At 46.2% G+C, this 25,974-nt stretch carries 25 protein-coding genes; all 25 read left to right on the top strand.

What is annotated here, in order from left to right:
- Positions 1–36: 36 nt before the first annotated feature.
- The 25 genes from traD (at position 37) to D1Z90_RS01400 (ending at position 25,973) form a co-directional block, all read left to right on the top strand.
- On the top strand, positions 37–1,857 hold the full coding sequence (traD, locus tag D1Z90_RS01520; RefSeq protein WP_119908966.1) for a conjugative transfer system coupling protein TraD: 1,821 nt from the start codon (positions 37–39) through the stop codon (positions 1,855–1,857).
- A 9-nt stretch (positions 1,858–1,866) separates the two neighbouring features.
- Positions 1,867–2,427: a conjugative transfer protein gene (locus D1Z90_RS01515; RefSeq protein ID WP_119908965.1), complete on the top strand. Its 561-nt coding sequence runs from the start codon at positions 1,867–1,869 to the stop codon at positions 2,425–2,427.
- A complete protein-coding gene (locus tag D1Z90_RS01510; protein WP_025516101.1) occupies positions 2,414–3,049 on the top strand; it encodes an IncC plasmid conjugative DNA transfer DtrJ family protein in 636 nt (211 codons plus the stop codon). The genes D1Z90_RS01515 and D1Z90_RS01510 overlap by 14 nt, the downstream gene beginning before the upstream one ends.
- A 113-nt stretch (positions 3,050–3,162) precedes the next feature.
- Complete coding sequence (locus D1Z90_RS01505) at positions 3,163–3,759, top strand: hypothetical protein (protein WP_129980172.1); 597 nt, start codon at positions 3,163–3,165, stop codon at positions 3,757–3,759.
- A complete protein-coding gene (locus D1Z90_RS01500) occupies positions 3,752–4,858 on the top strand; it encodes a helix-turn-helix domain-containing protein (RefSeq protein WP_031500457.1) in 1,107 nt (368 codons plus the stop codon). The genes D1Z90_RS01505 and D1Z90_RS01500 overlap by 8 nt, the downstream gene beginning before the upstream one ends.
- A gap of 136 nt (positions 4,859–4,994) precedes the next feature.
- Complete coding sequence (traL, locus tag D1Z90_RS01495; protein ID WP_000433891.1) at positions 4,995–5,276, top strand: type IV conjugative transfer system protein TraL; 282 nt, start codon at positions 4,995–4,997, stop codon at positions 5,274–5,276.
- Entirely contained in the window at positions 5,273–5,899 is a 627-nt protein-coding gene (locus tag D1Z90_RS01490) for a TraE/TraK family type IV conjugative transfer system protein (protein ID WP_119908964.1), read from the top strand. The genes traL and D1Z90_RS01490 overlap by 4 nt, the downstream gene beginning before the upstream one ends.
- Positions 5,883–6,779 (top strand): TraK domain-containing protein, encoded by an 897-nt coding sequence (locus D1Z90_RS01485; RefSeq protein ID WP_119909191.1) that lies wholly within the window; start codon positions 5,883–5,885, stop codon positions 6,777–6,779. Before D1Z90_RS01490 ends, D1Z90_RS01485 begins: the two co-directional genes overlap by 17 nt.
- Positions 6,780–6,781: 2 nt before the next feature.
- Complete coding sequence (locus tag D1Z90_RS01480; RefSeq protein ID WP_053410659.1) at positions 6,782–8,071, top strand: TraB/VirB10 family protein; 1,290 nt, start codon at positions 6,782–6,784, stop codon at positions 8,069–8,071.
- Positions 8,072–8,145: 74 nt separating this feature from the next.
- Positions 8,146–8,718: a type IV conjugative transfer system lipoprotein TraV gene (gene traV, locus D1Z90_RS01475; RefSeq protein WP_147378720.1), complete on the top strand. Its 573-nt coding sequence runs from the start codon at positions 8,146–8,148 to the stop codon at positions 8,716–8,718.
- A complete protein-coding gene (traA, locus tag D1Z90_RS01470; protein WP_000180225.1) occupies positions 8,715–9,101 on the top strand; it encodes a TraA family conjugative transfer protein in 387 nt (128 codons plus the stop codon). The genes traV and traA overlap by 4 nt, the downstream gene beginning before the upstream one ends.
- A gap of 220 nt (positions 9,102–9,321) precedes the next feature.
- Positions 9,322–10,113 carry a type IV toxin-antitoxin system AbiEi family antitoxin gene (locus tag D1Z90_RS01465; RefSeq protein WP_119909190.1) on the top strand — a complete coding sequence of 264 codons (792 nt, stop codon included), beginning with the start codon at positions 9,322–9,324 and terminating at the stop codon, positions 10,111–10,113.
- On the top strand, positions 10,106–11,044 hold the full coding sequence (locus D1Z90_RS01460; protein ID WP_119908962.1) for a nucleotidyl transferase AbiEii/AbiGii toxin family protein: 939 nt from the start codon (positions 10,106–10,108) through the stop codon (positions 11,042–11,044). The genes D1Z90_RS01465 and D1Z90_RS01460 overlap by 8 nt, the downstream gene beginning before the upstream one ends.
- Before the next feature lie 564 nt (positions 11,045–11,608).
- Complete coding sequence (locus D1Z90_RS01455) at positions 11,609–12,163, top strand: hypothetical protein (protein ID WP_232525177.1); 555 nt, start codon at positions 11,609–11,611, stop codon at positions 12,161–12,163.
- 41 nt (positions 12,164–12,204) lie between these two features.
- Entirely contained in the window at positions 12,205–13,413 is a 1,209-nt protein-coding gene (locus D1Z90_RS01450) for an IS256 family transposase (RefSeq protein WP_119908961.1), read from the top strand.
- Entirely contained in the window at positions 13,379–15,655 is a 2,277-nt protein-coding gene (locus D1Z90_RS01445; protein WP_232525176.1) for a DEAD/DEAH box helicase family protein, read from the top strand. Before D1Z90_RS01450 ends, D1Z90_RS01445 begins: the two co-directional genes overlap by 35 nt.
- Positions 15,652–16,761 carry a hypothetical protein gene (locus D1Z90_RS01440; RefSeq protein WP_119908960.1) on the top strand — a complete coding sequence of 370 codons (1,110 nt, stop codon included), beginning with the start codon at positions 15,652–15,654 and terminating at the stop codon, positions 16,759–16,761. Before D1Z90_RS01445 ends, D1Z90_RS01440 begins: the two co-directional genes overlap by 4 nt.
- Before the next feature lie 12 nt (positions 16,762–16,773).
- Positions 16,774–18,306: a phospholipase D-like domain-containing protein gene (locus D1Z90_RS01435; RefSeq protein WP_119908959.1), complete on the top strand. Its 1,533-nt coding sequence runs from the start codon at positions 16,774–16,776 to the stop codon at positions 18,304–18,306.
- A gap of 2 nt (positions 18,307–18,308) precedes the next feature.
- The gene (locus D1Z90_RS01430; protein ID WP_119908958.1) at positions 18,309–19,754 is read left to right on the top strand and encodes a sigma-54-dependent transcriptional regulator; all 1,446 of its coding nucleotides are present in this window, start codon (positions 18,309–18,311) and stop codon (positions 19,752–19,754) included.
- 144 nt (positions 19,755–19,898) lie between these two features.
- Positions 19,899–20,591: a DsbC family protein gene (locus tag D1Z90_RS01425; protein WP_001228924.1), complete on the top strand. Its 693-nt coding sequence runs from the start codon at positions 19,899–19,901 to the stop codon at positions 20,589–20,591.
- Positions 20,591–22,990, top strand: a complete 2,400-nt coding sequence (traC, locus tag D1Z90_RS01420) for a type IV secretion system protein TraC (protein ID WP_119908957.1) — start codon at positions 20,591–20,593, stop codon at positions 22,988–22,990. The genes D1Z90_RS01425 and traC overlap by 1 nt, the downstream gene beginning before the upstream one ends.
- Positions 22,983–23,330 carry a plasmid-related protein gene (locus tag D1Z90_RS01415; protein WP_119908956.1) on the top strand — a complete coding sequence of 116 codons (348 nt, stop codon included), beginning with the start codon at positions 22,983–22,985 and terminating at the stop codon, positions 23,328–23,330. The genes traC and D1Z90_RS01415 overlap by 8 nt, the downstream gene beginning before the upstream one ends.
- Positions 23,314–23,826, top strand: a complete 513-nt coding sequence (locus D1Z90_RS01410; protein ID WP_198419015.1) for a S26 family signal peptidase — start codon at positions 23,314–23,316, stop codon at positions 23,824–23,826. The genes D1Z90_RS01415 and D1Z90_RS01410 overlap by 17 nt, the downstream gene beginning before the upstream one ends.
- Positions 23,827–23,833: 7 nt before the next feature.
- Positions 23,834–24,961, top strand: coding sequence for a TrbC family F-type conjugative pilus assembly protein (locus tag D1Z90_RS01405; protein ID WP_438941731.1), 1,128 nt, complete (start codon positions 23,834–23,836; stop codon positions 24,959–24,961).
- 13 nt (positions 24,962–24,974) lie between these two features.
- Complete coding sequence (locus D1Z90_RS01400; RefSeq protein WP_438941730.1) at positions 24,975–25,973, top strand: TraU family protein; 999 nt, start codon at positions 24,975–24,977, stop codon at positions 25,971–25,973.
- The last annotated feature ends 1 nt before the right edge of the window (position 25,974 follow it).

Here is a 25,974-nt window from a genome sequence, read left to right as displayed (position 1 = left end):
TTAAGCGATTGCAAACGGTTATTTTGCGGAGCATGAATGAAAGAAAACGCATATGAGATGCCCTGGCGCACGAACTATGAAGCCATGGCAGCAGCAGGTTGGCTGGTTGGGGCAACTGGGGCAATTGCCGCAGAAATGCTGACTGAGTTACCAGCTGAACCATTTTGGTGGATGACAGGGATTTCCTCGGGCATGGCGTTGTATCGCCTGCCTGAGGCTTACCGTCTTTATAAGTTGCAGAAGGGGCTAAAAGGCAAACCATTGGCATTTATGGCGCTGTCGCATTTGCAAAAGGTGATGGCAAAACATCCTGATGAATTGTGGTTAGGGTATGGCTTTGAGTGGGATCAACGTCATGCCCAACGCGCTTATGAAATTCTAAAAAGGGATAAGCAAACCTTGCTTAACCAAGGTCACGGCAAACAAATGGGTTCGACCTGGATTCATGGTGTCGAGCCCAAAGAAGAAGATGTGTACCAGCCAGTTGGTCACACTGAGGGGCATACCTTAATTGTCGGCACGACCGGTGCGGGAAAAACCCGATGCTTTGATGCGATGATCACTCAGGCCATTTTGCGCAATGAAGCCGTGATTATTATTGACCCCAAGGGAGACAAGGAACTTAAGGATAATGCACAGCGAGCTTGTATTGCCGCCGGTAGTCCTGAGCGCTTTGTGTATTTTCATCCGGGTTTTCCAGAGCATTCAGTACGTCTTAATCCCCTGAGAAACTTTAATCGGGGCACTGAAATTGCCAGCCGAATTGCGGCATTAATCCCATCTGAAACCGGTGCTGATCCATTTAAAGCCTTTGGCCAAATGGCACTGAATAACATAGTGCAAGGTCTGTTGCTTACGTCACAACGTCCTGATCTGAAAACACTGAGACGATTCTTGGAAGGTGGCCCAGAAGGCTTGGTAGTAAAAGCCGTCACGGCCTGGGGTGAGCAGGTATATCCGAACTTTAGTGTGGAGATTAAGCGCTTTACTGAAAAGGCCAACACCTTGGCTAAACAGGCCATGGCGATGCTGCTTTTCTACTACGAACGCATTCAGCTCGTTGCCGCCAATACTGATTTGGAAGGCCTTTTGAGCATGTTTGAGCATGACAGAACCCACTATTCCAAGATGGTGGCCTCATTGATGCCGGTGCTCAATATGCTCACATCAAGTGAATTAGGCCCATTGCTATCACCGATTGCAAACGATGTGGATGACAGCCGGTTAATTACGGATTCTGGCCGTATTATCAACAATGCCCAAGTGGCCTATATCGGGTTGGATTCATTGACCGACGCCATGGTTGGTAGCGCCATTGGTTCGTTGCTTTTATCCGATCTCACCGCCGTGGCCGGTGACCGCTATAACTATGGTGTTGAAAATCGCCCCGTAAATATCTTCATCGATGAGGCTGCTGAAGTCGTAAACGATCCCTTCATTCAACTGCTCAACAAAGGCCGTGGCGCAAAAATGCGTTGTGTGATTGCTACTCAGACCTTTGCTGACTTTGCAGCTCGTACAGGCAGTGAAGCTAAGGCTCGCCAGGTGTTAGGTAACATCAACAACCTGATAGCCCTTCGGGTGATGGACGCCGAAACGCAGCAGTACATTACTGATAATCTGCCTAAGACTCGGTTGCAGTACATCATGCAAACTCAAGGTATGTCGTCCAACTCGGACAGCCCCGCGTTGTTTACCGGCAATCATGGCGAACGCTTGATGGAGGAAGAAGGCGATATGTTTCCACCGCAGTTATTAGGCCAGCTCCCCAACCTGGAGTACATCGCCAAGCTTTCAGGCGGCCGCGTGATCAAAGGCCGCATTCCTATTTTAACCAGCTCTACACAGGCAGCATAAGGAGTCTGTATGCATCATTCTGTCTGTCTGAAAATGACAACAATTACCAGTAAAGAAATGCTCGCTCAGTGGCAGCAACATAACCCCCAGTTCAAGGAAACCTTAAGACTACTTGAAACCGACTGGCCTCATGCTTTGGCTTCAGTGCACTGTTTGGCGGACTACTTAACGGATGCGTTCACGTTAGATGGCCATTCCATCTTTGATTTGTGTCTGTGCAATGGCTTGGGTAGTTATGAAGAAGTCAGTTGTGATGATGACAGTGTACGCCTTTGGCATTTCATTGAGGCACTGACCTGGACTGCCGCCAGTGCTTTAACGGGGATTCGGCTGAGTGATCCTGACCATTTCGAGTGGGCCGCCGTGGATGGTGTGTATTTCCATACCTGGATTCGTAATCGTCCAAATCGGATGGCGTATCTGGCTGAAGGACGCATCGAGGTGCGTTATGTCAGTGGCCATACATCGACAAAGCGGCTTCAACAAGTGATTAAAGCCCGGATTATGACGCCAACCGTTGCAGCCATGCTGGAGCGAGTAGAAGAGGATGTTTGGCATGAGCAAGCATAAGTCCGTTTGGCTGCTGTGTCTGGCGCTGATGCTGGAGATTATTGCCATTGGCGTGTTAGTGCCCGGTGATTGGACTGGCCGGGTCATTAGTAAAGAGAAGCAGATGATCCAAAATCAATTGGGCGCTCAAACAAGCTATTGGATTGGTCAAACTAGCCATCGCTGGTATCAGTCATGGGTTGTGGATACGCAGATGGAGCAATCTGTGCGAGATTTTCTAATCCCCACTGAAGAGCAACGACAGCGTTCTAAAGGGATGGAGAACATGGGAGGCTTTTGGTTTGTGTGGGTAGAAGACCGCATTCAGGCATTTTTTGATGTGCTGTACCAAGTGTTCACTCGATTTGCTTTACTGATGGTCTGGTTGCCCTTTGCGCTTATTCTCATGTTACCGGCGTTGTGGGACGGTTTGATGACCTGGAAGATCAAGAAGACAACCTTTGATTTTTCGAGCCCTATCATTCACCGCTACAGCATGATAATTCTGGGTTCAGGCGTCATCTTGCTGTTTATGGGATTGTTCGCCCCGCTGGCTATTCCACCGGTGGTGTTGCCGTCGCTGATCATCGGTTTGGCATTGATGGCGGGGTTGGCGTTAAGCCACTTGCAGAAGAAGATTTAGTTTACATTTTAGTATCGGGTTAACAAGTTGAAGGTAGGTTGACAAAATTTAAAATTAGCATATTATTGTCCGTGGTATCTAATCCTATTGCTTTACTACCTGAGGTAACAAATTTGAACACACCGATGACACTAAACCCTAATTTTAAAGAAAGTCAGCTGATTGAAGTTGCTCAACTTTTAGCAGATGTTCGAGCAGATGTTGTAGATTTACACAACAGAGATTTGGGTGACACCAACAAATCATTGGGCATAAGGTCCTACGAGTGTTGTTGTACACATTTAGTAAGGAAGTCACTTGAAGTTGATTGGCTTAAGATACTGACCCCGAAAGGGAGGTTTACGTTTAGTATCGCTGACGTTCCAGTTCGTTTCTGGAAAGGTCAGCCTGACAAACTCCCATCAGGGAAACTGATACGTTCCCACGAAGCTATGATGCAAATGGAGTTATTTTCTACACAAGATAGTCCGTCAGAGATCATTTGGTTTTTTGTTCTGAGCACTGATCAAACTAAATGTGTAGATCGCGCCTTTTTCGTTGGTTATAGCGATGTTGGTGAAATTGTAGTCAACTGGGAAGTACCAATGAATTCTAAGGTTACGTTAATAACAGATACTGATGAGAATGTTTCTCATGGTGTTGAACTTGAATCGGCTGTTTCTAAAATCAAAATTAAGAAAAAGTCGAAAAATGCAGTAAATCATGAATAACGAATTTTTTGGTGAAAAACTAAGACTGGCGAGATTGATGGCCGGAATTACTCAACAAGAACTTGGTGAGTTAGTTGCGGTCAGTCGTCAGTTTATACATCAGCTTGAAGCAGGTGTTAAACCACCTGCTGAAGACCTGCTTTTGGCATTGGCTGAAGTATTAAAAGTGAAAAGTGATTTCTTTTTTAAGAAACCACAAAATGATGTTAAGTATGAGCAATGCCACTTTCGCAAGCGCAAAACAACACCAGTTGGACTTGCAAATCGAGTATTGGCTCTCGGCACCATTTTTGAACTATTAGTTGAGATTATTGAAGATCATCTTGAGTTGCCTGTTGCCAATTTTATTGATTTTGAAGAATCAGATCTGAGTGCGGAGGCTATCGAAAGAGCAGCGGAGCAATGTCGTATTAACTGGGGTCTGGGTTTGGATGCACCAGTTACAAACATGGTAAGAGTACTGGAGAATAATGGCGCTGTAATCACTTGCTTTGATGGTGTTTCAGATAAAGTTGATGCGTTATCAATGAATCGAAAAAGACCCATCATAGTAAGAAATAATGCGAAGGAAAGCTGCTGTAGAATGCGCTTTGATTTGGCGCATGAATGTGGCCATTTGGTTTTGCATCAAGGTGTAGAAACTGGGTGTGCTAAAACAGAGAGAGAAGCTGATGCTTTTGCAAGTGCGTTTCTTTTTCCACGTAAGGCTTTTCTGAAAGAGTTTCCTCAATGTGTGGGACCTGTTCGAATCAGGTGGGAGAAAATCTTTGCATTGAAACTTAGATGGCGTGTTAGTGCGAGAGCAATAATTTATCGAGCTAATTATCTTGGGTTAATTTCGTCGCAACAGTACAGAACTGCCAATGTTTATTTGAATAAATCGGGTCAATCGAAAACAGAAGACTTAGATGATCAAATACCAATGGAACAGCCAGAGCTTTTATCAGCTGCAATAGATCAGCTTAACGAGCATTTGGGTATTTCGATTTTTGATATTGCAAACGATTTAGGTGTTTCAGAGCAGATAGTTGCTCAGTTAACCAGTTACGATTTGACTAAGCAAATCAATAAGTCAAATGTCAGAAATATCAATTTCTAAGACAACCACCTCCCTAAAACAGATGAACTAGCGCTCGGTAGTTCAAAACCTTCAAGAATTCGATATCTACCTGACCACAGCCCTGAGTTATTTCGGGGCATTCTTCACTTCTCAATTCAAACAACGAGGAGTGACTATGGAACCTGTGAGTATTCCGTCTTATATCGATGACCCGCCGCACTTCCTGCTTTGGAGTGCCGATGAGATGGCTCCCATTCTGTTGGGGCTAGTGATCGGCATTTTTACCGGTAATGCCTTGGTTTTATGCCTGTTGGGGTTGGTGACAACCAAACTCTATCGGCGTTTTCGTGATGGTCGCCCAGATGGTTTTATTCTTCACGCCATCTACTGGGCTGGATTGTTGCCAACCAAAGCCAAGACGATCCCTAACCCATTTATCAGGAGCTATCTGCCGTGAAGTTCGACGTGTTTTTAAAATCATGGCAAGGCACGCAATTAGAGAACCGATGGCAACGGTTTCTGATTGCAGTGCTGCTGCTATCTAACTTGCTGCTTGCGGTTGCGGCATTTTCTCGTAATACCGTAGTGGCCATTCAACCGCCAACCTTGTCTGAAACGGCTGAAGTGTCACGAAACCAAGCCACTCAACCTTACCTGGAGTCCTGGGGACTTTACCTAGCTGAGCTTATGGGCAACGTGACACCGGGTAATGTGTCTTTTATCCGGGTTGCTATCGAGCCGCTGCTTTCTCCAGCGGTGTACCAGCAAGTGGTCGATGCACTGGAGATTCAGGCAAGACAAATCCGGGAAGACCGAGTCACGCTCAAATTCCAACCCAGACAAGTGGAGTATGAGTATGAAACCGGCCATGTCTTTGTGACCGGTTATTCCTTGGTCTCTGGACCATCTGGAGATGAGCAGCGCCAAACTCGCACCTATGAGTTTGACATCGATATTGAGCAATACCGTCCAAAGCTCAGTTGGATGGATACGTATGAGGGGCAAGCTAGAACGAAGCGCGTTCGTGAAAAGTTGACCCAAGAGCAAAACCGGAGGGTGAATGATGCGAACCAAAATTAGTCGATGGATGACACCAAGCTTAATCGCAATGAGCTTGAGTGGCGTCCTGTTATCTCAAGCGTCGTATGCAGACGTGGAATTGCCGATTGTGCCAGCCAGTGTGATGAAGCAGTCTGCTACTGCAAATCCACCGGTTAAAACCAATACGGTTTCAACGGATGTGCCAACAACGCTACTGATGACACCGGGTGTTAATGAACTGATCCCTGTAGCACTTGGCCATCTGAATCGGATTGTAACGCCGTTTGAATCGCCTCAGGTGAGAACAACCAGTGATGCTCAGACGCAAATCAAGGGGAATGTTGTATATGTGGCCACGGACAAAGAATCACCGGTTTCACTTTACATCACACCGCCTGGTCAGGAAGCGCCCGCATTATCTGTTACCTTAGTACCTCGTCGTATTCCACCGCGTGAAATCACCTTAGCTATTGATGGTCAGCAGTGGCCTATTAAGGGCGTCGTGAACCGAAAAGCCGCCACTTGGGAAACGGCTCAGCCATACGTCGATAACCTACGTGACTTACTCAGACGCCTTGCACTAAATGAGTTACCACAAGGCTATGACATCCGTTTAGCTGGCCAAACTGACACAAGCCCGAAATGTTTTCAGCCTGGCTTAAAGTTTGGTTTTAAGCAGGGGCAAATTGTGACGGGACATTACTTCACCGTCTATGTAGGACTGGTTGAAAGCTTTGCCGATGAGCCGATAGAAGCCAGTGAAATAGCCTGTCATGCACCAGATATAGTGGCAAGCGCTTACTGGCCTCGCAATATCTTGTTGCCGGGTGAAAAGACTGAGTTGTATGTGGTTGTTCGCAATCATCGTCAAGAAGCGGTGGAAAGTCAGCGACCTTCACTTCTTGTGGGAGGTGAATAACGATGAAAGCACAATGGGAACAAATGAGCCCGAACATGAAGCGGGGCCTATCGGTTGCTGGTATTGCTGGTGGTCTCATTCTTATGGTGATGGTGTTTTCACCTAATCCTGACGATGGCTCAAGCAGTCGGAACCGGCAGGAAACGATCCGGCACATTCTTACGGATACCAATACTCGTGATGTTGGGGTCGATAGTTTGGCTGCGAACGTAAAACTACTCAGTGAGCGCAATGAACAGTTACGTCGTGAAGTTGAGCGCTTGCGTCGTGACGTCGATTCAGGACGGCTAAGCCCTGGTTCGCCTTCTATACCAAGTGAGGTCAATGCGGAGTTGGCCCGCCTTAGAGCGGAACTTGATGATGTTCGCGCAGGAGGTGATGCAGCAGTTGAAGGCACAAATAGCCGTTTCGAAGTGCCTTTATCTGCCATGGAATTGCCTAAAGAAGAAAAGCCACTGCCGTCTAACCCAGACGACTATTTTGCCAATGCGCCGCTGCCTGATCCGCTCTATCAGCAGCCAGCCAATGGCCAAGGTACACGAGCACGAGATGTTCCATTGCCGCCAATCACGATTCGTATGATTGAGCCTGAAGTGGTTGCTGAACCAGAGGTTGTTGTGCAAGAAGCGCCGCCTTTGTATCTACCGGCGGGCAGCATCATCTCAGGTACTTTGATCACCGGTTTGGATGCACCTACTCACGAGTCCGCAAGACGCGAGCCTTTTCCTGCATTGCTGAGGATTCAAAAGGAAGCCATTTTACCCAACCGATTTAGAGCGGATATCAAAGAGTGTTTCTTGATCGCCGCAGGTTACGGTGATTTGAGCTCTGAGCGTGCTTATTTGCGAGGCGAGACCATTTCATGTGTGAGAGAAGATGGTGGCGTCATTGAAACACGACTGGATTCTTATGCCGTAGGTGAAGACGGCAAAGCTGGTATTCGTGGCCGATTAGTGTCGAAACAAGGCCAGCTGGTGGCCAAATCGATGATGGCCGGATTCCTTCAGGGCTTGGCAGGCGCATTTGATGTGAATCCTGTTCCGACGATTCAGACGGGTAATGCCGGTGATACTCAGTTGTACCAGCAAGTCATGAGCCAAGAAGCATTACAAGGTGCTGCGATTAAAGGCACCGGTAAAGCATTGGATCGAGTGGCCAAGTTCTATTTGGACATGGCTGAAAATATGTTCCCAGTCATAGAGGTAGACGCTGCAAGGAAAATTGAAGTCATAGTCACTCGTGGTGCTTCGTTGTCGTTGGCCACTTCGCAAGGGGGAGGTGCAAGAAGATGAAAAAATCCTGCATGTTGCTAACCGATCGAAGTCCGTTTCAGACAATAAGATGTGTATCCAGAGGAGAGTTAACCATGACGACATCAATGCAGAACAACTCAAAGCACCAGCCAAAACAGTGGTCTAAAGCTGGATTACTCTTATTGGCAGTCGGCTCAACCTTATTGTCTGGCTGTAGTTCATTGGGTCTTGGGAGTAGTGAATATGGATGCCCAGGTATGCCTGACGGTGTGCGCTGTTTATCCGCTCGTGAAGTCTATGAGCTTACCAGTAATGGCGCTGCACCCAAGACGATTGATGCTGTGGCGACTCGAATTGGTTCTCCCTCTGGGTATTCACAAACTGATTTAGAGACAGGACTGCTGAGCCATCCAGCATTACCCGAAACGCAGCAATCTGCACCTATTCGCATTCCTTCAAGGGTAATGCGGATTTGGATTGCGCCTTGGGAGGATGATCGTGGGGATCTGAATTTATCCAGCTACGTGTTTACCGAAATTGAACCGCGCCGGTGGGATATTGGGGTGTCAGCACCTCGAACGGTTTCGCCAGTGCTACGTCCACTTCAGACTCAAAGCGATTCAGCCTCAGCGGGAGTTGATGGTAAGCGCGATAACTTGAGTATCTACGGAGAAACTAACGAATGACAAATGCAGTTCGCACCATTCAAACTCAGCGCCTAATGACCATTGGTGCGCTTGGTTTAATGGCGTTAATGATTTCGGAGCCCTCATTTGCGGGCACCGGTGGTGATGCTTTCACCGATGTTTGGGATACCCTAAAAGATTGGACCCAAGGTACTTTGGGACGGATCGTAGCGGGAGCCATGGTTCTGGTGGGTATTGTGGGCGGTATCGCTCGCCAAAGCTTGATGGCTTTTGCCTTGGGCATTGGTGGCGGTATGGGTCTCTACAACACACCAACAGTCGTTGAAAGTGTTATGTCTGCAACCTTACCTGTTGTTGCCAGCACTCAAGAAGTTATTGGCACAACTGTTCCAGCAATCAGCGCCGTTTTACTGGGCACCTGAATGTGAGCCACAGTAGGCAGTTCACTTAAGGCAATCAAACTTAGGTCTACACAACATCGGGTTATTGGTGATGTTGTGTAGACCTTTTCATTTCAGCGACGCCACATTAACGAACTTGGTTTACAGTATTTAGCATATTAATACCTAAAGTGTTAAAATTCTTATCGTAATAAACTGTATGGTTTATACTGTTCGTGATATTCATACTTTGGGTGTTAAAATGTCATCTAAAATAAACTGGCTTGTTGCTCATACTTCTCCTGGTGCGCTAGTACTTCAGCAATGGCTGACTGAAAACGGCGTGAGCTACTCCCTGGCTCAAAAGTATGCTCAGAATGGCTGGCTGAAGAAGCTTAGTTCTGGTGTGTACTATCGTCCAAATGCGCAGGGCGATATAAAGCCAACTTGGGTTGATGCCATTCAAGCATTGGATGTGCAATTGGGCGTTTCAGTTCATTTGGCTGGATTGAGCAGCTTAACTCACCAAGGACTGAGTCACTATTTACAGCTGAACAAAAAGCAAGTTTGGATTTGCGTTAAAAACAAGTCGTCCTTACCGAAATGGTTTCGTGAATTCCCTTATCAGAATTGGTTTTACTGTGGAAACCATAAGCTTGAAGTGAATCCCGAGAAAGATTTGAAAAGGATCACGGTTAAAGAGAAAGAACTCACTGTCAGCTGTGCAGAACTTGCTGCCTATGAAGTGGTAGACGCGATTGGAAAGCTGATTTCATTTGAGCATGTCGCAGAATTATTTCAGGGTTTAGTCAATCTTAGCCCTAGAAAAGTACAAGATATTCTTGAACGAAGCAGCTCTGTTCAGGCAAACCGAATATTTCTATTTCTGGGTCGATACTACGATCACCAGTGGGTCAATCGCATAGATGAAACAAGAATTAAATTGGGTGCAGGAAAGCGGCAGGTTGTCGAAAAAGGACGTTTTGATGAGCGATATCAAATCACAGTGCCAGAGATATTAAGCGTCAAAAAAGGTGAACAACATAATGGATAAAGATAGCCCATATTACAAACAGGTTTCCTTGCTCATAAGAATGCTGCCTGTGGTAGCAACAGAGACGGTTTTTGCACTTAAAGGTGGCACCGCCATTAATTTATTTGTGAGAGATTTTCCTCGGTTATCTGTAGATATTGATCTTGCTTATCTTCCACTTGAACCAAGAGATGAGGCTTTGATTAATGTCAGGGCTGCATTGCAGCGCATTACAGACAGAATCAATACTCAACCAGATATCAGAGCGGCATTTCAGGATAATAAAGCTGATGAACTGAGAATAGTTGTATCAAGTCCGGTTGCGACGATCAAAATTGAAGTGTCGCCCGTCGCCAGAGGTACATTGCATAGTGCAGAAATAATGCCAGTTCAAGAGTCTGTTGAAGGCGAGTTTGGTTATGCTGAGATTCAGGTAGTCAGTCTTCCCGATCTGTATGGTGGGAAATTGTGTGCTGCAATGGATCGCCAACATCCTCGCGACTTATTTGATGTGCGTATGTTACTTGGCAGTGAAGGGATTTCGAGAGAGATTTTGGTGGGTTTTTTAACCTATACATTAAGTCACCCTCGGCCTATTAATGAAGTCATGTCGCCAAACTGGCAGCCTCTGAATGAGAAATTTCAGGCAGAATTTGACGGAATGACTTTTGAAAAAGTTGAATGCGAAGACTTAGCCTCTGTTAGGCCCATGATGTTAATTGAACTGCAAAAACATTTCACAGAAAGGGATCATGCTTTCCTTATGTCATTCAAAAGAGGGCAACCTGACTGGGCATTGTTTGACTATCCTAATGCAGCAGACTTGCCAGCGATTCGTTGGAAGTTGCAGAACATTAACAAATTGGCAAAGAATCAAGCAAAACATCAAGAGCAATTAGATAAATTGAAGCAAGTGCTTGATAATTGGCTTGTTAACGCAAAAGCCGAGTAATTCGTTTACAACAAACCTCAACGAGCTATAAGCCCCCTAGTTAGATTGCGATTTCTTCAATCTATCTAACCGAGTCCACATAGGTGTAAAAAAACGGGCTCAGCTAAACCGGTTGGCTAGCAACGGCGCTTCTGTCATCGCTAGTAGGCGATAAAAGTGTTATGTCCGCAACCTTATCTATCGTTGCCAGCACTCAAGAAGTCATTGGCACAACCGTTCCAGCAATCAGCGCCGTTTTACTGGGCTCCTTATAACAACAAAAACGCCCAAGCGGGCTTGGGCGTCATCCTACCCCGTACCCGTTTATCATGACGGCGTTTCAATTAGAAGTAGCCAAAGTAAAGTTGTTTGGGTTCTTTTCATTGTCTTGGCTTCATGAGAGTTATGTGATGTACAAAATGGTACTTATGGGTTATAAATTTACCCAGAGGGTGTGAAAAATACCTTCCTATAAAAACCTTTATTTGTTCGATGGTGCGCAATTAATAAGGCCTTTAAATCGAAGGTTGTTGGCACGATGCTTGATATTTAGGATGAACAACTTATTCGATCAAAGGACGAAACATGGCGTTATTAAGATACGCAAACTTAGGAATTCACAGGCCAGACATCCTGCTTAGTAAAGCAGTGAGTGGTCTTGGTGACTTTTATAAGTATTTAGACACCACTCGAAAATACCTAGAAAGTACGAAGGCTGTTAAAGCGATAGCTTGGGAAAAGCTGGACGATGCTCAAAGTGGAGTATGGATACAATTAGTTGAGCCTGCCGATAACTGCGGTGATTTCGAAAAGAACTTAAAGCTCTTTTTAGATGAAAGTACCGACACGGTATACGAAGCAAGCCCCGCTAGATGGAAAGCCGTGGGTAGTGCCGCTAGAGAATGCCCAAATTGTAGAAGTCACGGTAAACCTAAAATGGCTTATGCAACTGAGGAGCACGCGGACGAAATTGCGAGTGAATTAGGCAATGGGCTGTCGTCGTATGAGTGTCCAGACGGTTATGGTTGGCATTTGACTGGGAAATCACAAAGCAATGTTGGATTCAATAAATCCAACGCAATTTCAGTCCTGGACAGAAATGTAGAGAATGACAGCGAGACTGTAATAAAAATTGTGTAACTGCCTGTTATTAATACCGTGTTGGTATAGACAGGCAGATTATGAATAAGAAAGAACTTGAAGCCTTCGCTCGCGAAGCAGCCAAAACACTCAAAACTGAGAAAGACCTGAACGAATTCAGCCAGATGCTCACTAAAGTGACCGTTGAGGCGGCCCTCAATGCTGAGCTGGATGAGCATCTGGGTTATCGTAAAAATGGTAAATCCACTTCTCGAAACAGCCGAAATGGCTACTCCAATAAAACCATTGTTACTGAAGATGGCGCTATCGATATTGAGACTCCGAGGGACCGTCTCAGTACCTTTGAGCCTCAGCTGGTAAAGAAACAGCAAACCCGTTTTACGAGCATGGATGACAAAATCCTCAGCCTTTACGCGAAGGGTATGACGACCCGGGAAATCGTAGAAACCTTCAAAGAGATGTACGATGCGGACGTTTCTCCATCGCTCATTTCTCGTGTCACAGATGCCGTTATTGCTAACGTGGTTGAGTGGCAAAGCCGGCCGTTAGATGCCGTCTATCCCATTGTTTACCTGGACTGTATCGTGGTCAAAATCCGTCAGGATAAACAGGTCATTAACAAGGCTGTTTATCTGGCTCTGGGCGTTAACCTCGAAGGCCATAAAGAACTTCTGGGCATGTGGCTGTCAGAAACCGAAGGGGCGAAGTTCTGGCTCAATGTGCTGACCGAACTGCAAAACCGAGGCGTGCAGGATATTCTGATAGCCTGCGTGGATGGCCTCAAGGGTTTCCCGGATGCCATCAATACCGTATTCCCTGAAACCAAAATTCAGCTCTGTATCGTTCACATGGTCCGCAATGCGGTGAAATACGTTCCGTGGAAAGACTATAAAGCGGTAACGGCTGACCTCAAGCTTATCTATCAGTCAGCGACCGAGGAAGAGGCGCTGATGGCCCTGGAATCATTCAGTGCTCGCTGGGATGATAAGTACCCTCAAATCAGCCGCTCGTGGCGGAATCACTGGAATAATCTAAACACACTGTTCGCTTACCCGGCTGATATCAGAAAAGCGATTTATACGACCAATGCTATCGAGTCACTGAACAGTGTCATCCGTAAGGCCATTAAAAAGCGTAAACTCTTCCCCACTGATGACTCCGCGAGAAAGGTGATTTACCTGGCGATAATGGATGCTTCAAAGAAATGGACGATGCCTATCAGGAATTGGAAAGCGGCCCTGAACAGGTTTATGATTGAGTTCGAAGACCGCTTACAGGACTTTATTTAAAAAGGTGGCAGTTACACAAAGTTATCTACAGCCTCATGACAGCTTGTTATTGGATCGTTTACCTGACCACGACTATTTGGTTATTCGTCCAAACACATACCAGTTAAAGTGTCAGATTAATGCATTACAAAGCTTACAAGACACCCCTTCTATTCACCATCTTCCGCTATTGAGGCTGTTTGAAGGTAAGGATCATGCTAAGTGGCCGAATGTTCCTTATGATGAGCACTTATTTAACGATGACTACTACGTTCTTACCGATGGAGCAAGAGAGGGAACATCTCAGCAGCGTGAGTTTGTAAATATTGCACTCAATACACCAGACTTTGCCTTCCTTGAAGGCCCCCCAGGATCTGGCAAAACTACAGCCATTTGCGAACTGATTCTTCAATTAATAAAGCGAGGTAAGCGGATCTTACTTTGTGCATCAACACACGTTGCTGTTGACAATGTTCTTGAACGAATGATGTCTGAAGAAAATATTTATCGCGACATGGTGTTACCTGTACGGATTGGAGATAAATCAAGCGTTTCTCAAAAGGCAAAGCCATGGCAATTGGAAGAGTTTGTTAAAACTGAACGCACAAGATTGCTAAAACATCTTCAGCAACAACCGCACATTTCAGTTAGTCAGAAGTTACTTAAAAGTAAGGTCGGTGAAGGTAAACATATTGTTGAGCGTCTTGTTCTTGAAGCGGCGAATTTAGTTTGCGGGACAACTATTGGGTTGCTTCAGCATCCTGATATCAAAAATAAACAATCAACATCGCCAATCTTCGATGTGATGATTATTGATGAAGCATCAAAAACAACTTTTCAAGAGTTTTTGGTGCCAGCGGTACTTGCCAAGCGTTGGGTCATGGTGGGAGACCCAAAACAGCTTTCACCTTATGTTGATGATGAAGCTACCGAAGTAAATTTGCAGCCATGTTTACAGGATAGTTATCAGCGAGAAGCATGCGCAGATATTTTCTCTGCTCGACAAATCAATATTCAGAAACGAGAAGTATCCTTGGTTTGCACTGACGATGAAAAGACAATTGAATTTTATCATCAGCAAGCAAAGTCCAAAAATGTATTGGTTGCATCATCTAAAGGTCCGAAGACAGATCTCCCTTACGCATCAGTAGTCCTTGGTTCGTCAGCGTTCATCGCTCAGAATGCTAATCACCTTCCCCTGGATTTGACGACCATAAGGGGGCTGCCTGCGTTACCGGAAAAGTTAGAAATGCGACTTGCAGCGCATTCGAGATTAACTCGTACAAAAATCAAGACCGAGTCCGATAGCTGGGAATCCCAGTTAGCGTGGCGACTGGCTCGTATGTACGAACAGCGCCTAAATACAGAATCTAACGGAAGTTCTAAAACTGTTAATAAGTTAGAGGAAGATATCAAAGCGCTACTACCATTTGACTCAGAAAAAGATACGTTCACTGCAATAGACAGGGTACGTAGGATCGCACTGCCTTCTATCCTTGAATCACTGCAAGTAGGATTTGAACGAACAGAGTATCAGAAACAAGGCACCGCTCTGTCTGATGGACTTCCAGCCAGTGTTTTGGAACAACGACAAATACGGCTTAGTTACCAGCACAGAATGCATCCAGACATTGCCGAGTTTTCCCGAGTACATATATACCATGAAAAAGCACTGCAAAGTCCTGATGGCCAAGCTGAAAAGCGGGACTGGGGATACCGAAGCGGCTCACATCGTTGTATATGGCACGATGTTAAAGGTCGAAAAGGCAAAGAAGGTGAAATCACCGCTGAAGTAGAAGAAATATTAAAAGAATTAAGTCGCTTTGATTCTTGGGCAAAATCAAACCCAAATGTTGAGAAAAACCAACAAAAGCCTTGGGAAGTTGCTGTTTTGGCATTCTATCGGGCTCAAGAGCGAGCTATACGTCGAGCTTTACGAAAGTGGACGGGAAATCATCACGGAGTAAGGCATTTCTATCGAGGTGAAAAATCCTCACCGTATATTGATATTCAGATATGTACCGTAGACCGTTTTCAGGGGCATGAGGCTGATTTTGTCATGCTTAGTTTCGCAAATAACCATCCCACGAGTTTTCTTGAAAGCCCGAATCGCTTGAATGTGGCAATTACGAGGGCCAAGCATCAGCTCATTGTGTACGGAAACCGCCCTGCAATGCAAAAGGCATCGGGTGTGTTAGGTACTTTTGCCAGCAATTCTTACTGGTCTACAACAATCGAGACTGAATCACAGGAGGCACTATGAGCCAGGACATCATACTAAAACGAGAAATTAAGACTGAAAGTTGGCTCATACAGGGTGAAATCGCGCTGGCAGATAGCCGTCCAGAAATTAACTGCGTGCTGCAATTCCTTCAAGATTATCCGAATGCGAGTTCTGCTGAGTGCTCCGAGCATTTATTTGGGGACAAAATCGGACGTCGTGTCGTTGCTGATAGGTTACTAAACATATGTCGATTATATGGGCTTGCTGAGTCTAATCGAGACCAATATAGGCTCACTGAATCAGGACTGATTGCTCTTGAGAAAGATCAAATCCTAGTGCCAGTAGATGGGTGTTGGAGCCTTTGCGTTTGTCATGAGCCTTTATTGCCTCATCCACTTCTTACTATTGAAGCGCACACAGAGCCTAGTGCAGCTTCGATCGGACTTGGAAAAAACAGAAATGAGTTAAATGAAAGAGCAAAGCGACTCGTTGAGGTTCCTCAACTAGTCAAAGACGTTCGTGGCCTGAAGGTTGAACCAATAGGTGGAGGTTCGGAAGTACGCGTTGACAAAATTGAACTCAAAGGTGAGCGCATCTCACCTCAAGGAAAACCGTATTACATCGAGTGGAATGTGACTGATGGCAATGTCGATGTGAAGCGCGGAAAGGATCTTATATTTTCACGTCGGGTTGAACCAATCAGTCGTCAGCAAGTTTTGAAAGTACTTCTGCATAGTGAGGGCTTGCTTGAACAATGGGATGAGCAAACGGAAATCTTGTCAGTGGTTTTCGAAAATACTACTGAATCTGAGCGAATCAATATGAAGCGCTCGGTAAGCGTAAAAAGACCATCTGTTCACAAGTTGGGCTCGTTTGATGCGATGAAGTTACACAATATTTCTATATCAGCATTGACTGAATTGGATGCTAAAAAGTGGGCTGAATGGAGATTAGAGAAAAATATCAATATGTATGCCACTAATAGCAAATACCAAATTTGGAGAGAGAAAGCACTCGAACCTTTTAAAAGTTGGAATTTCACACTACCTGATAGGGCTGAGTTGGCAAATCAGTTTTGGACTGAAGAAGACCAGCAAAATCAGCATACCTGGCATGTCATTGCAGCCCATGATTGGAACCTATAAGGAATAATAGTGATGAATCTAATTGAAAAGTTTACTAAGACTGAAACTAAGATTGTTGATCAATCAAATACCAAGTTGCCCCCAGTGCTTTTGCCTGTTTTACCTAAAAAGGTATCTGATCCGCAACATATTGGTAGCTCTTTGTTCTGCAATGAGCTGCAATCAAGAGTTGTCGAATTAATCGATAATGCTGAGCACTCGGTTATTCTTAGTACGTTTTTGCTTGCTGATGAGAATGTCGAATCTGCTGTCCTAAAAGCTGCAAAGCGCAAAGTTCGTGTGTACATACTATTGGCATGTGAGACTCGTCTTGATGGCGATGTGCCTGACGATGACTTTGGTAAGAAGTGTCTTGTGCAGCATAAGGAAATGTTAAACAAATTGTCTGGACATGTTCACTTTGCATCTGCGCCGCATTTCCACGCAAAAGCCGTTGTTATAGACGCATTACATGAAACTGGTAATGCTAAAGGGTTGCTTTTAACGGCAAACCTTACAGAAGAAGCACTTTTACGAAATGAAGAGCTGGGGGTCTCGCTTTCACGCCATCAAATAGCTGAGATCGTGAATGTGTTCCGTTGGGCAATCTTCGAGAGTGCGCAGCACCATATGACAAGCCGTGGTGAATTCTCAGCATATAAGTCGCCGGGCAATGTCAGATATCCAAGGGAATTAACTGAAATACTGGTCACATCGAGTGAAGACGCTCGAATTAGGGAACACGCATTAGCGTTGATCAATCAAGCGGAAAATGAACTCATCATATCGAGTTTTGGATGGCAAGAGGACCATCAGCTTGTAAAAACAATATGTGAACGTGCGAAGTCGGGGCTAAAAGTCACCATTCTATCTCGCCAAAGACCCGCAGCCATGCCAGCGTTGTTGGCTATGAAACAGGCTGGTGCATCGGTGATGTGTTTTAAATGGCTACATGCCAAAGCGATTGTAGTAGATGGAATGCATGGCATGGTGATGTCGGCCAATTTTCAAGCGCATGGTATGGATCAAGGCTTTGAGTTAGGCGTAAAACTCACCGGTACTCAGGTAAAAGAGCTGATGAACTGCTTAGATATGTTTTTAACTAATAGCCACAATGAATTGAACATCGACATGAGTCTAGGGATGATTTCTGGTGGTTTTGAAGCTTGGGAAAATAATACATTCAAGAGGTACTCAGTCAGCGAAGTCGACATTGTTGAGTTATCTCCTATAAAAGCAGATTGTTTGTCTGATATGGATAAGCACCCAAAAATACCCAATGCAAACTGGCGGGAAAAAACATCGCACAAGATTGAGTATAAATGGCGTATAGAGCCGCCAGTTATCACTAACGCCAGTCCAGAGTATTTCAAACCTTTAACGGCTAAGGGTGAAACTTCTAAGAAGCAGGATTCAGGAGCGCCTAGAAAAAGTTATGAGCCAAAGGTTGTTCGACTGACAAAAAAACAGTTAGCTATTACAGTTCGTCAAGAATACGAACTTGCCATGGCAAAAAGGCTGAAGCAAAGTGAATTGCCAAACGCCCGAATTGTATTGGAGGCGTAACTTTGGATAACAAAAACACACTGCTTTGTTGGCACTCAAAAAGAGCTGGGGTTGAGGTATTAGACGAAGCGTTAAAGCGGCTTAAGAATCGTAAAGTTTATGTTGGCAAAGTAATTGTTCTTACTCAGTCAGCTGGGGATAACAGTCTGTACAAAGAGCATGAATTTGGCGATATACAGATTACTTTTCGAAGTGTAGCTATCGAGAACCCAGCTGATCACAACGAAATTTATCACGCAATAGAGTCTGAGATTATTCCAGAGCTAAAGCTTGAACAGAATCTTCATATCAATGTATCGCCGGGAACTCCGGCGATGCATGCGGTTTGGTTGATTCTTCATGCTCGGGGGCATTTTCCACGCGAAACAATCCTCTGGTCATCACAATATAACCCCGATACCAAAAGAACCAGCATTGCCAAAGTTGATTTCAGTGTAAATACGTATTTGGCAGAGATCTCTGCTATTTCAAGTTCAGAGGGCGGTTACGCCCTTTACGATTTAGACCCTAAATCAAAAGCAAGGCAGGATGCATTACAAACGTTAAAGCAGTTCTCTTGCGTTCCCAAAGCTCCGTTACTTGTACTGGGTGAACGTGGTACAGGGAAAACGAGGCTAATTGAAACCGTTGTCGGTAAGGTAAAGCAAAAGCAGGTTGTTACGCTTGCATGTGGAGGACTAGATTCTCAAGTGGTTGATAGTATGTTGTTCGGCCACGTAAAAGGTGCCTTCACTGGGGCGGAAAAGGATCGCAATGGACTTTTGAAAGAAGCAAATGGAAAAGTTTTGTTTTTGGATGAGATACAAGATTTACCAACTTCGGTTCAGCGAAAGCTGGTTCGAGTGCTTCAAGATAACCATCACAGTTTTCGCCCTGTTGGAAGTGACACTGAGGAAGCATCAGACTTCGAGCTAGTTTGTGCGAGTAATAAATCACTTGAGCAATTGGCAACGATACTCGATGCTGATTTCTTTGATCGTGTATCCATGCTCACAATAACAATACCTCCACTTCGTGCATGCAGAGAAGATATTCTGTCGGATTGGCAAAGAATCTGGCAGGAAGTTAATGTTAACCCCAATCTGCCTGCGGAAGCTCCAGTGTCAAATGAATTAATCCAGTTTTTTAACTCGGCATATTTACCAGGTAACTTACGTGACCTAAAAAAGCTGGCATACATGTCTTGTGCGTTTTTGAGCTCTCAAACTACAGAGTCGGCAATCTCTAGCTCATTAGCTGCGTTGGGCGAGCCTGTTATCCAGGAGGATAGTCCTGACACAAGGTTTGCATTTGGTGATTTATCCAAGACAACTAAGGATGAGTTAACGAAAGCGTTTCATAAGGAATTTGCAACAGCTGCCAAAAAGCAATTCGGTACATGGGTTAAAGCCGCAGAAGCATTGAAGGTGGATCAAAAAACTTTGCAAAAGTATATGAGAGACAATTGAGTTATTTTAGTGTGTGATTGTTTTCATTAAGATTTGGTGTTGGTGCTGCTTAGCAAGACGACAAATTCTTCAATCTATCTAACCGAGTCCACATAGGACAACTGCATAGACTGGAGCCTCGATTTACATTAACGAGGACTCCTCATGCGAAAACTATCTCCAATCATTCTGGCGCTTGCGCTGTCTCCATTGGTTCAAGCTGAACCTGTGTCTGAAGTGTCGCCCGTTGGCAAAATTGACGGCATGGTTTCTTTACCTGTCACGGGTATGAAAGCGGTCGAAAGCAATGGCCGTATTGTTTTCATGTCAGACAGTGGCCGGTTCGTCATTGATGGCACGCTCTATGATGCCTGGTCCAAAAAGCCGCTTACCAGTCTTGAAGAAATTCGAGAAGCGGGAAACACGCTGGACTTAAGTCGTCTTGGCTTAAAAATGGATGATTTGAACCCACTGACGCTGGGCGAAGGCAAAAAGAAAGTGGTGGTCTTTGTTGATCCACGATGCCCGCACTGCCATGAGCTTTTGAAACAAGCCTTACCGTTAACCAAAGAATACACCTTCCAAATTCTCCCTGTGCCAGTGCTTGGTCCTGATTCAGAGCGTCAGGTTCGCCAGCTTGGCTGTGCGCGTGACAAGAAAGCGGCCACCGATGCATTGCTCAATGGCCGGATTGGTAACCTAGAACAGGATGATGCCTGCAACTTAGAACCAATGCAGCGTACTTTGGTGACGGCTCAAATTCTGGGCATTCAAGGTGTACCTTTCATCGTCGCCAATGATGGCCGCATCAGTCGAGGCCGTCCCTATGACCTTTCTGCTTGGTTGGAGGGGCGTTAATGAAAGCCTCTCTGTATTCAGGGCAACGCGCTTCAGAGCTCTTGCCAGTATTGGCCTATTCCGACGATGAGCAACTGTTTTTCATGGAAGACCAAAGCGTTGGCTTTGGCTTTCTATGTGACCCATTGCCGGGTGGTGATGAGTCTGTTGCAGACAGGGTTAATGTTCTACTCAACAACGACTGGCCAAAAGACACTTTGCTGCAATTTGGCCTGTACGCATCCCCTGATATTCAAACCGACCTTCAGCGCATGATGGGCTTACGGCATCGTCAATCCGATCCATTGCTTAGGGCGTCGATACGCAAACGTGCGGACTTCCTCGATGGGGGCACGGTTCAACCGATAGAAGAATCGACCCAGACTCAGGTACGCAACTTTCAACTGATCGTCACCTGCAAATTGCCTTTGGAAAGTCCTATACCGACGGAGCGTGAGTTGAGTCGAGCATCCGCACTGCGGGCTTCTTTCTCACAGGCGTTGGCAACGGTTGGTTTTCGCGTCACGGAGATGACTGACCGAAACTGGCTCGCGGCATTAAGTGCGCAGCTTAACTGGGGAAAAGATGCTTCCTGGCGCAATCCATCACCCATTCGAAGTGAGGCTGATAAACCACTTCGAGAGCAAGTGTTGGATTATGACCGAGCTATCAAGGTGGATAGCCAAGGTCTAATGCTGGGCGATTACCGAGTTAAAACCTTATCGTTTAAACGCTTGCCTGAGCGGATCTGGTTTGGTCATGCCGCAAGTTTTGCGGGCGATATGATGACGGGTAGTCGCGGTTTACGCGGAAGCTTTTTGCTGAATGTCACCATTCATTTTCCCTCAGCCGAGGCGATGCGATCTCGTCTAGAGACGAAGCGTCAATGGGCGGTCAATCAGGCCTATGGCCCGATGCTCAAGTTTGTGCCGGTGCTTGCAGCCAAGAAAAAGGGATTTGATGTTCTTTTTGAAGCCTTGCAAGAAGGTGATCGTCCTATTCGGGCAAACATGACCTTAACGCTGTTTTCACCAACTGAAGAAGCGTCCATCAGCTCTGTTTCAAATGCTCGAACTTATTTCAAAGAACTCGGATTTGAGCTGATGGAAGACAAGTACTTCTGTTTGCCCATTTTTCTGAATGCCCTGCCATTTGGTGCTGATCGCCAGGCGATGAACGACTTGTTTCGATTCAAGACCATGGCGACACGGCATGTGATCCCACTGTTGCCTTTGTTTGCGGATTGGAAAGGCACGGGCACGCCAGTGATTAACTTTGTTTCCCGTAATGGCCAGATCATGAGTGTGTCCCTTTATGACTCGGGCAGTAATTACAACTGTTGCATCGCGGCGCAATCAGGGTCGGGTAAGTCATTCCTGGTGAACGAAATCATCTCCTCCTACTTATCTGAAGGCGGGCAATGCTGGGTGATTGATGTTGGCCGGTCTTATGAAAAGCTGTGTGAAGTCTATGACGGTGAGTTCTTACAGTTCGGGCGGGACAGTGGCATTTGCTTGAATCCGTTTGAAATCGTTGAGGACTATGACGAAGAAGCGGATGTGTTGGTTGGGTTATTGGCCGCAATGGCCGCACCTACGCAGTCATTAACCGATTTTCAGATGGCCAACCTAAAGCGTCAGACCCGTGAACTGTGGGAGAAAAAAGGTCGTGCCATGTTGGTTGATGATGTGGCAGAGGCTTTGAAAAATCATGAAGACCGACGTGTGCAAGACGTGGGTGAGCAGCTCTATCCGTTTACGACACTAGGCGAATATGGCCGCTTCTTTAATGGCCACAACAATATTCGTTTCAAAAACCGTTTCACTGTTTTGGAGTTAGAAGAGCTCAAGGGGCGCAAGCACCTACAACAAGTGGTGTTGCTTCAGCTTATCTACCAAATCCAACAAGAGATGTACTTAGGTGAGCGGGATCGTCGCAAGATTGTGTTCATTGACGAAGCTTGGGATCTGCTGACTCAAGGTGATGTCGGTAAGTTCATCGAAACGGGTTACCGTCGATTTCGAAAATATGGCGGCAGTGCTGTAACGGTAACGCAGTCGGTCAACGATTTGTATGACAGCCCTACAGGTAAAGCCATCGCTGAAAACTCGGCCAATATGTACCTGCTTGGCCAAAAAGCTGAAACCATCAACGCGCTTAAAAAAGAAGGCCGCTTGCCACTAGGTGAAGGCGGCTACGAATACCTGAAAACGGTTCATACCGTCACTGGTGTCTATTCCGAAATTTTCTTTATTACCGAGATGGGCACCGGGATTGGCCGTCTCATCGTCGATCCGTTTCACAAGCTGTTGTACTCGTCCCGTGCAGAAGATGTAAACGCGATTAAACAGTTAACGCGCAAAGGCCTTTCTGTTGCTGATGCCATCTCTCAGTTGTTGAAGGAGCGAGGCTATGAATAAGACCACGCTTTGGCCATTTATGGCCTCTATTACTTTGTCTATTGCTGGTAGCGGTTTAATGACGAGCTGGCTCTTAATGAAAACACTCGAACCCATCCACAGCCAGTTGGCGTTAAGTACGCCCATTGCAGTCGTCGATTTTGGGGAGGCGGTGTTGTCACTGGGCTCCAATGCCAGCGAACAAGACATCGAATCCAGGTTGCTTCAGACCAATCAGCAAATTGAAAAGTTAAAAGCAGCCGGTTTTATCGTGCTGGATGCCCAAGCGGTGGTGGGTGCAGATGATTCCGTATTCGTGCCAGTAGGCTCAAAGGAGGTGTCTCATGCAGATACTCCGTAAAAGAATGCCTTGGCGGCCATATCTCATCCGGCTGACCATTCTTGCGTTAATCATGGCCTTGGTAGGCACCTACGCCATGATGCGCTACCGAATAGGTATTGATACCCAGCAAGAGCGCTGCCTGCCTGATACCACGGTATATCTGATTGACCTATGGAATAAAGAGCCCGTTAAGGATGGTCTGTATGCCTTCCACTCAAAAGGACTCTCTCCATTATATAACGACGGTACTCGGATGCTGAAACGCCTAACAGGGATGCCAGGGGATGAAGTCAATGTGACGCCTGAGCATGTGCTGGTGAACGGTGCTGAAGTCTCAACCGGTATGGCACTAGCCCAGCGTCTTGGTGTGGCTGAATCACAATTTAGCCGCTCATTGTCGCTGCAAGAAAACGAATATTGGTTTTCCGGTGAGGCCGAAACGAGTTTCGACTCCCGCTATTGGAATGCCGTAAAGCGCGAGCAGATTGTCGGTCGCGCTTGGCCGCTTTGGTAGGAGGTAGATGATGCAAAGACAATGTCTCTTATTTTTGTTGGTTGCTCCATTGGCTTGGGTTCAAGTGTCCTGGGCACAAGAGCCTTATCCGTTGTCTGACGAAGACAAAAAGATCGTCGAAATGAGCCGCAGCATTTTACAAAGTGCTGTGGATGGTTCATCTGAATTTATCGAGCCTTTTTCACCGATTGAACAACCTGCGTCGCTCAAACACAACGATGAATGGTTGATATTTGCGTCGTCTTCACTGGGGGATTCCTCACTGAAGCAGCTATTTAAAGAGGCCAGTGCTACCGGCGCTATTGTGTTGTTTCGGGGAATTCCTGAAGGAAAGACCTTGGGGGCGGCTATCCGTGATTGGCATACGCTGATGACAGGGCTTGATCCTGTTCCTCAGGTTCGAATCGATCCGAAAGCCTTTGTGCACTGGCGGGTGACTAGCGTGCCTGCCATTTTCCGCATAGAAGATGACAAGGTGACTGCAAGTGCACTAGGGGTTTACAGCAAGGACTGGTTGCAGCGTCAAATTGAAACAGGCAATACCGGTTCATTGGGTCAACGCGGTCCTATTCATTCGATTTTAGAACCGGATTTGATGCAAGTGGCGATGCAGCGTTTACAGTCGATAGACCTGGGCGCATTAAAGAAAAAAGCCATTGAGCGATTCTGGTCTCGCCAAACTTTCACTGACTTACCCAAAGCCACGCAATATCGGATAAGAACGGTTGATCCAACCATCGTCATGCAGCGGCCACTATTGGATGCCAATGGCCGAACATTGATCCCAGCAGGAACGCGTATTAACCCGCTAAAAGCCTTGCCGTTTACTCAGCAGCTTGTGGTGTTTAATGCGTCGAACGCTGAAGAAGTGGACGCAGTTGCGCATTGGCTTGAGACGCAAGATAGGACACTGCGCCGCATTACGCTTATCACCACGCAGCTCGACCGTACTCAAGGTTGGAATAGCCTCAATGCGCTCGAAAAGACATTGGATAGTCCGGTTTACCTTCTCAACGCCTCGCTAAAGCAGCGCTTTGATTTGCAAGTCACCCCATCGTTTGTTCAGGCAAAGGGGCTCGCGTTTGAAATAGAAGAAATTCCAGCAAAGGAGCTTGTTCATGAAAAAGCTCAATAATACGTATCGTCTGATGCGGACTCTCGTTGTCATGCTTGTCCTGGGCGCATCTATTCCTGCAAAAGCCGAATTGACTTGCCCAGACGCGGGGTTATTGTCCGGCAAGTTGCTGACGGATGTTTGCTGGTCATGCATTTTTCCTATCCGGGTTGCCGGTCTTCCTCTTGGCTCTGGCAATGTCCCAAGCGGCGCATCAAACAAGTCGTTTTGCTTATGTGAAGACAACTTAGGTGTGCCAAGGCCAGGTATTGTTACCAGCATGTGGGAGCCAGCGCGTCTGATTGAACTGGTCAGAACGCCGGGTTGTTCGCCTTCCCTGGGAGGGATTCGTTTACCGTTAGGTGATAGACGACTGCAAGGTGGTCATGGCGAGGGTGAATACGATACCGGTGATCTTGCTTTCTACCATTACCATTATTACGCCTTTCCGCTTTTGGTCATGCTCGATTTGTTCATGGATGGCAATTGCAATGCCGATGGATACATGGACTTTGACTTGATGTATTTGTCGGAATTGGACCCAACATGGCTGAACGATGAACTGGCCTTTTTTACTCAGCCTGAAGCGGCTGCCGTTGCCAATCCATTGGCTATATCTGCTTGTACCGCTGACGCTGCTTCATCAACGCTTGGTAAACCCATCGACCAGTTGTTTTGGTGTGCTGGCAGTTGGGGCCATCTCTACCCGTTATCTGGCCACACCTTAGCCTTTGGCTCATTAGCAGAAAACACCAGCCATTTAGCGGCGCGTGCAATCGCGGCTCAACACAGGCGTGGTCTTGCAAGGCGAACAATGGGGAACAGTGCGCTATGCCGACCTGTTATCGAACCCATGCTACCGAAATCCCAATACAAGATGAGTATGTTCTTCCCTGTACCAGAAACTGAAAGTGCGCATGTCATCGGTGAAAGCACCATGAAATGGGGAGAGTGGCGAACAATCCCAGGTGCCGGTGAAGATGCGCTCTACATTTTGTGGCGCTGGCAAGACTGCTGTAACTCGGGAGGTTAAC

The sequence above is a fragment of the Motilimonas pumila genome (assembly GCF_003596335.1).
GTDB lineage: Bacteria > Pseudomonadota > Gammaproteobacteria > Enterobacterales > CBDFNC01 > Motilimonas > Motilimonas pumila.
Note: the sequence above shows the minus strand (reverse complement) of the source record. Positions and strands in the feature narration are given on the sequence as shown.

Coding starts and splice junctions, on each gene's coding strand:
- traD (WP_119908966.1), top strand. CDS start 37: ATGAAAGAAAACGCATATGAGATGCCCTGGCGCACGAACTATGAAGCC.
- D1Z90_RS01515 (WP_119908965.1), top strand. CDS start 1,867: ATGCATCATTCTGTCTGTCTGAAAATGACAACAATTACCAGTAAAGAA.
- D1Z90_RS01510 (WP_025516101.1), top strand. CDS start 2,414: ATGAGCAAGCATAAGTCCGTTTGGCTGCTGTGTCTGGCGCTGATGCTG.
- D1Z90_RS01500 (WP_031500457.1), top strand. CDS start 3,752: ATGAATAACGAATTTTTTGGTGAAAAACTAAGACTGGCGAGATTGATG.
- traL (WP_000433891.1), top strand. CDS start 4,995: ATGGAACCTGTGAGTATTCCGTCTTATATCGATGACCCGCCGCACTTC.
- D1Z90_RS01485 (WP_119909191.1), top strand. CDS start 5,883: ATGCGAACCAAAATTAGTCGATGGATGACACCAAGCTTAATCGCAATG.
- D1Z90_RS01480 (WP_053410659.1), top strand. CDS start 6,782: ATGAAAGCACAATGGGAACAAATGAGCCCGAACATGAAGCGGGGCCTA.
- traV (WP_147378720.1), top strand. CDS start 8,146: ATGACGACATCAATGCAGAACAACTCAAAGCACCAGCCAAAACAGTGG.
- traA (WP_000180225.1), top strand. CDS start 8,715: ATGACAAATGCAGTTCGCACCATTCAAACTCAGCGCCTAATGACCATT.
- D1Z90_RS01465 (WP_119909190.1), top strand. CDS start 9,322: ATGTCATCTAAAATAAACTGGCTTGTTGCTCATACTTCTCCTGGTGCG.
- D1Z90_RS01460 (WP_119908962.1), top strand. CDS start 10,106: ATGGATAAAGATAGCCCATATTACAAACAGGTTTCCTTGCTCATAAGA.
- D1Z90_RS01455 (WP_232525177.1), top strand. CDS start 11,609: ATGGCGTTATTAAGATACGCAAACTTAGGAATTCACAGGCCAGACATC.
- D1Z90_RS01450 (WP_119908961.1), top strand. CDS start 12,205: ATGAATAAGAAAGAACTTGAAGCCTTCGCTCGCGAAGCAGCCAAAACA.
- D1Z90_RS01440 (WP_119908960.1), top strand. CDS start 15,652: ATGAGCCAGGACATCATACTAAAACGAGAAATTAAGACTGAAAGTTGG.
- D1Z90_RS01435 (WP_119908959.1), top strand. CDS start 16,774: ATGAATCTAATTGAAAAGTTTACTAAGACTGAAACTAAGATTGTTGAT.
- D1Z90_RS01425 (WP_001228924.1), top strand. CDS start 19,899: ATGCGAAAACTATCTCCAATCATTCTGGCGCTTGCGCTGTCTCCATTG.
- traC (WP_119908957.1), top strand. CDS start 20,591: ATGAAAGCCTCTCTGTATTCAGGGCAACGCGCTTCAGAGCTCTTGCCA.
- D1Z90_RS01415 (WP_119908956.1), top strand. CDS start 22,983: ATGAATAAGACCACGCTTTGGCCATTTATGGCCTCTATTACTTTGTCT.
- D1Z90_RS01410 (WP_198419015.1), top strand. CDS start 23,314: ATGCAGATACTCCGTAAAAGAATGCCTTGGCGGCCATATCTCATCCGG.
- D1Z90_RS01405 (WP_438941731.1), top strand. CDS start 23,834: ATGATGCAAAGACAATGTCTCTTATTTTTGTTGGTTGCTCCATTGGCT.
- D1Z90_RS01400 (WP_438941730.1), top strand. CDS start 24,975: ATGCGGACTCTCGTTGTCATGCTTGTCCTGGGCGCATCTATTCCTGCA.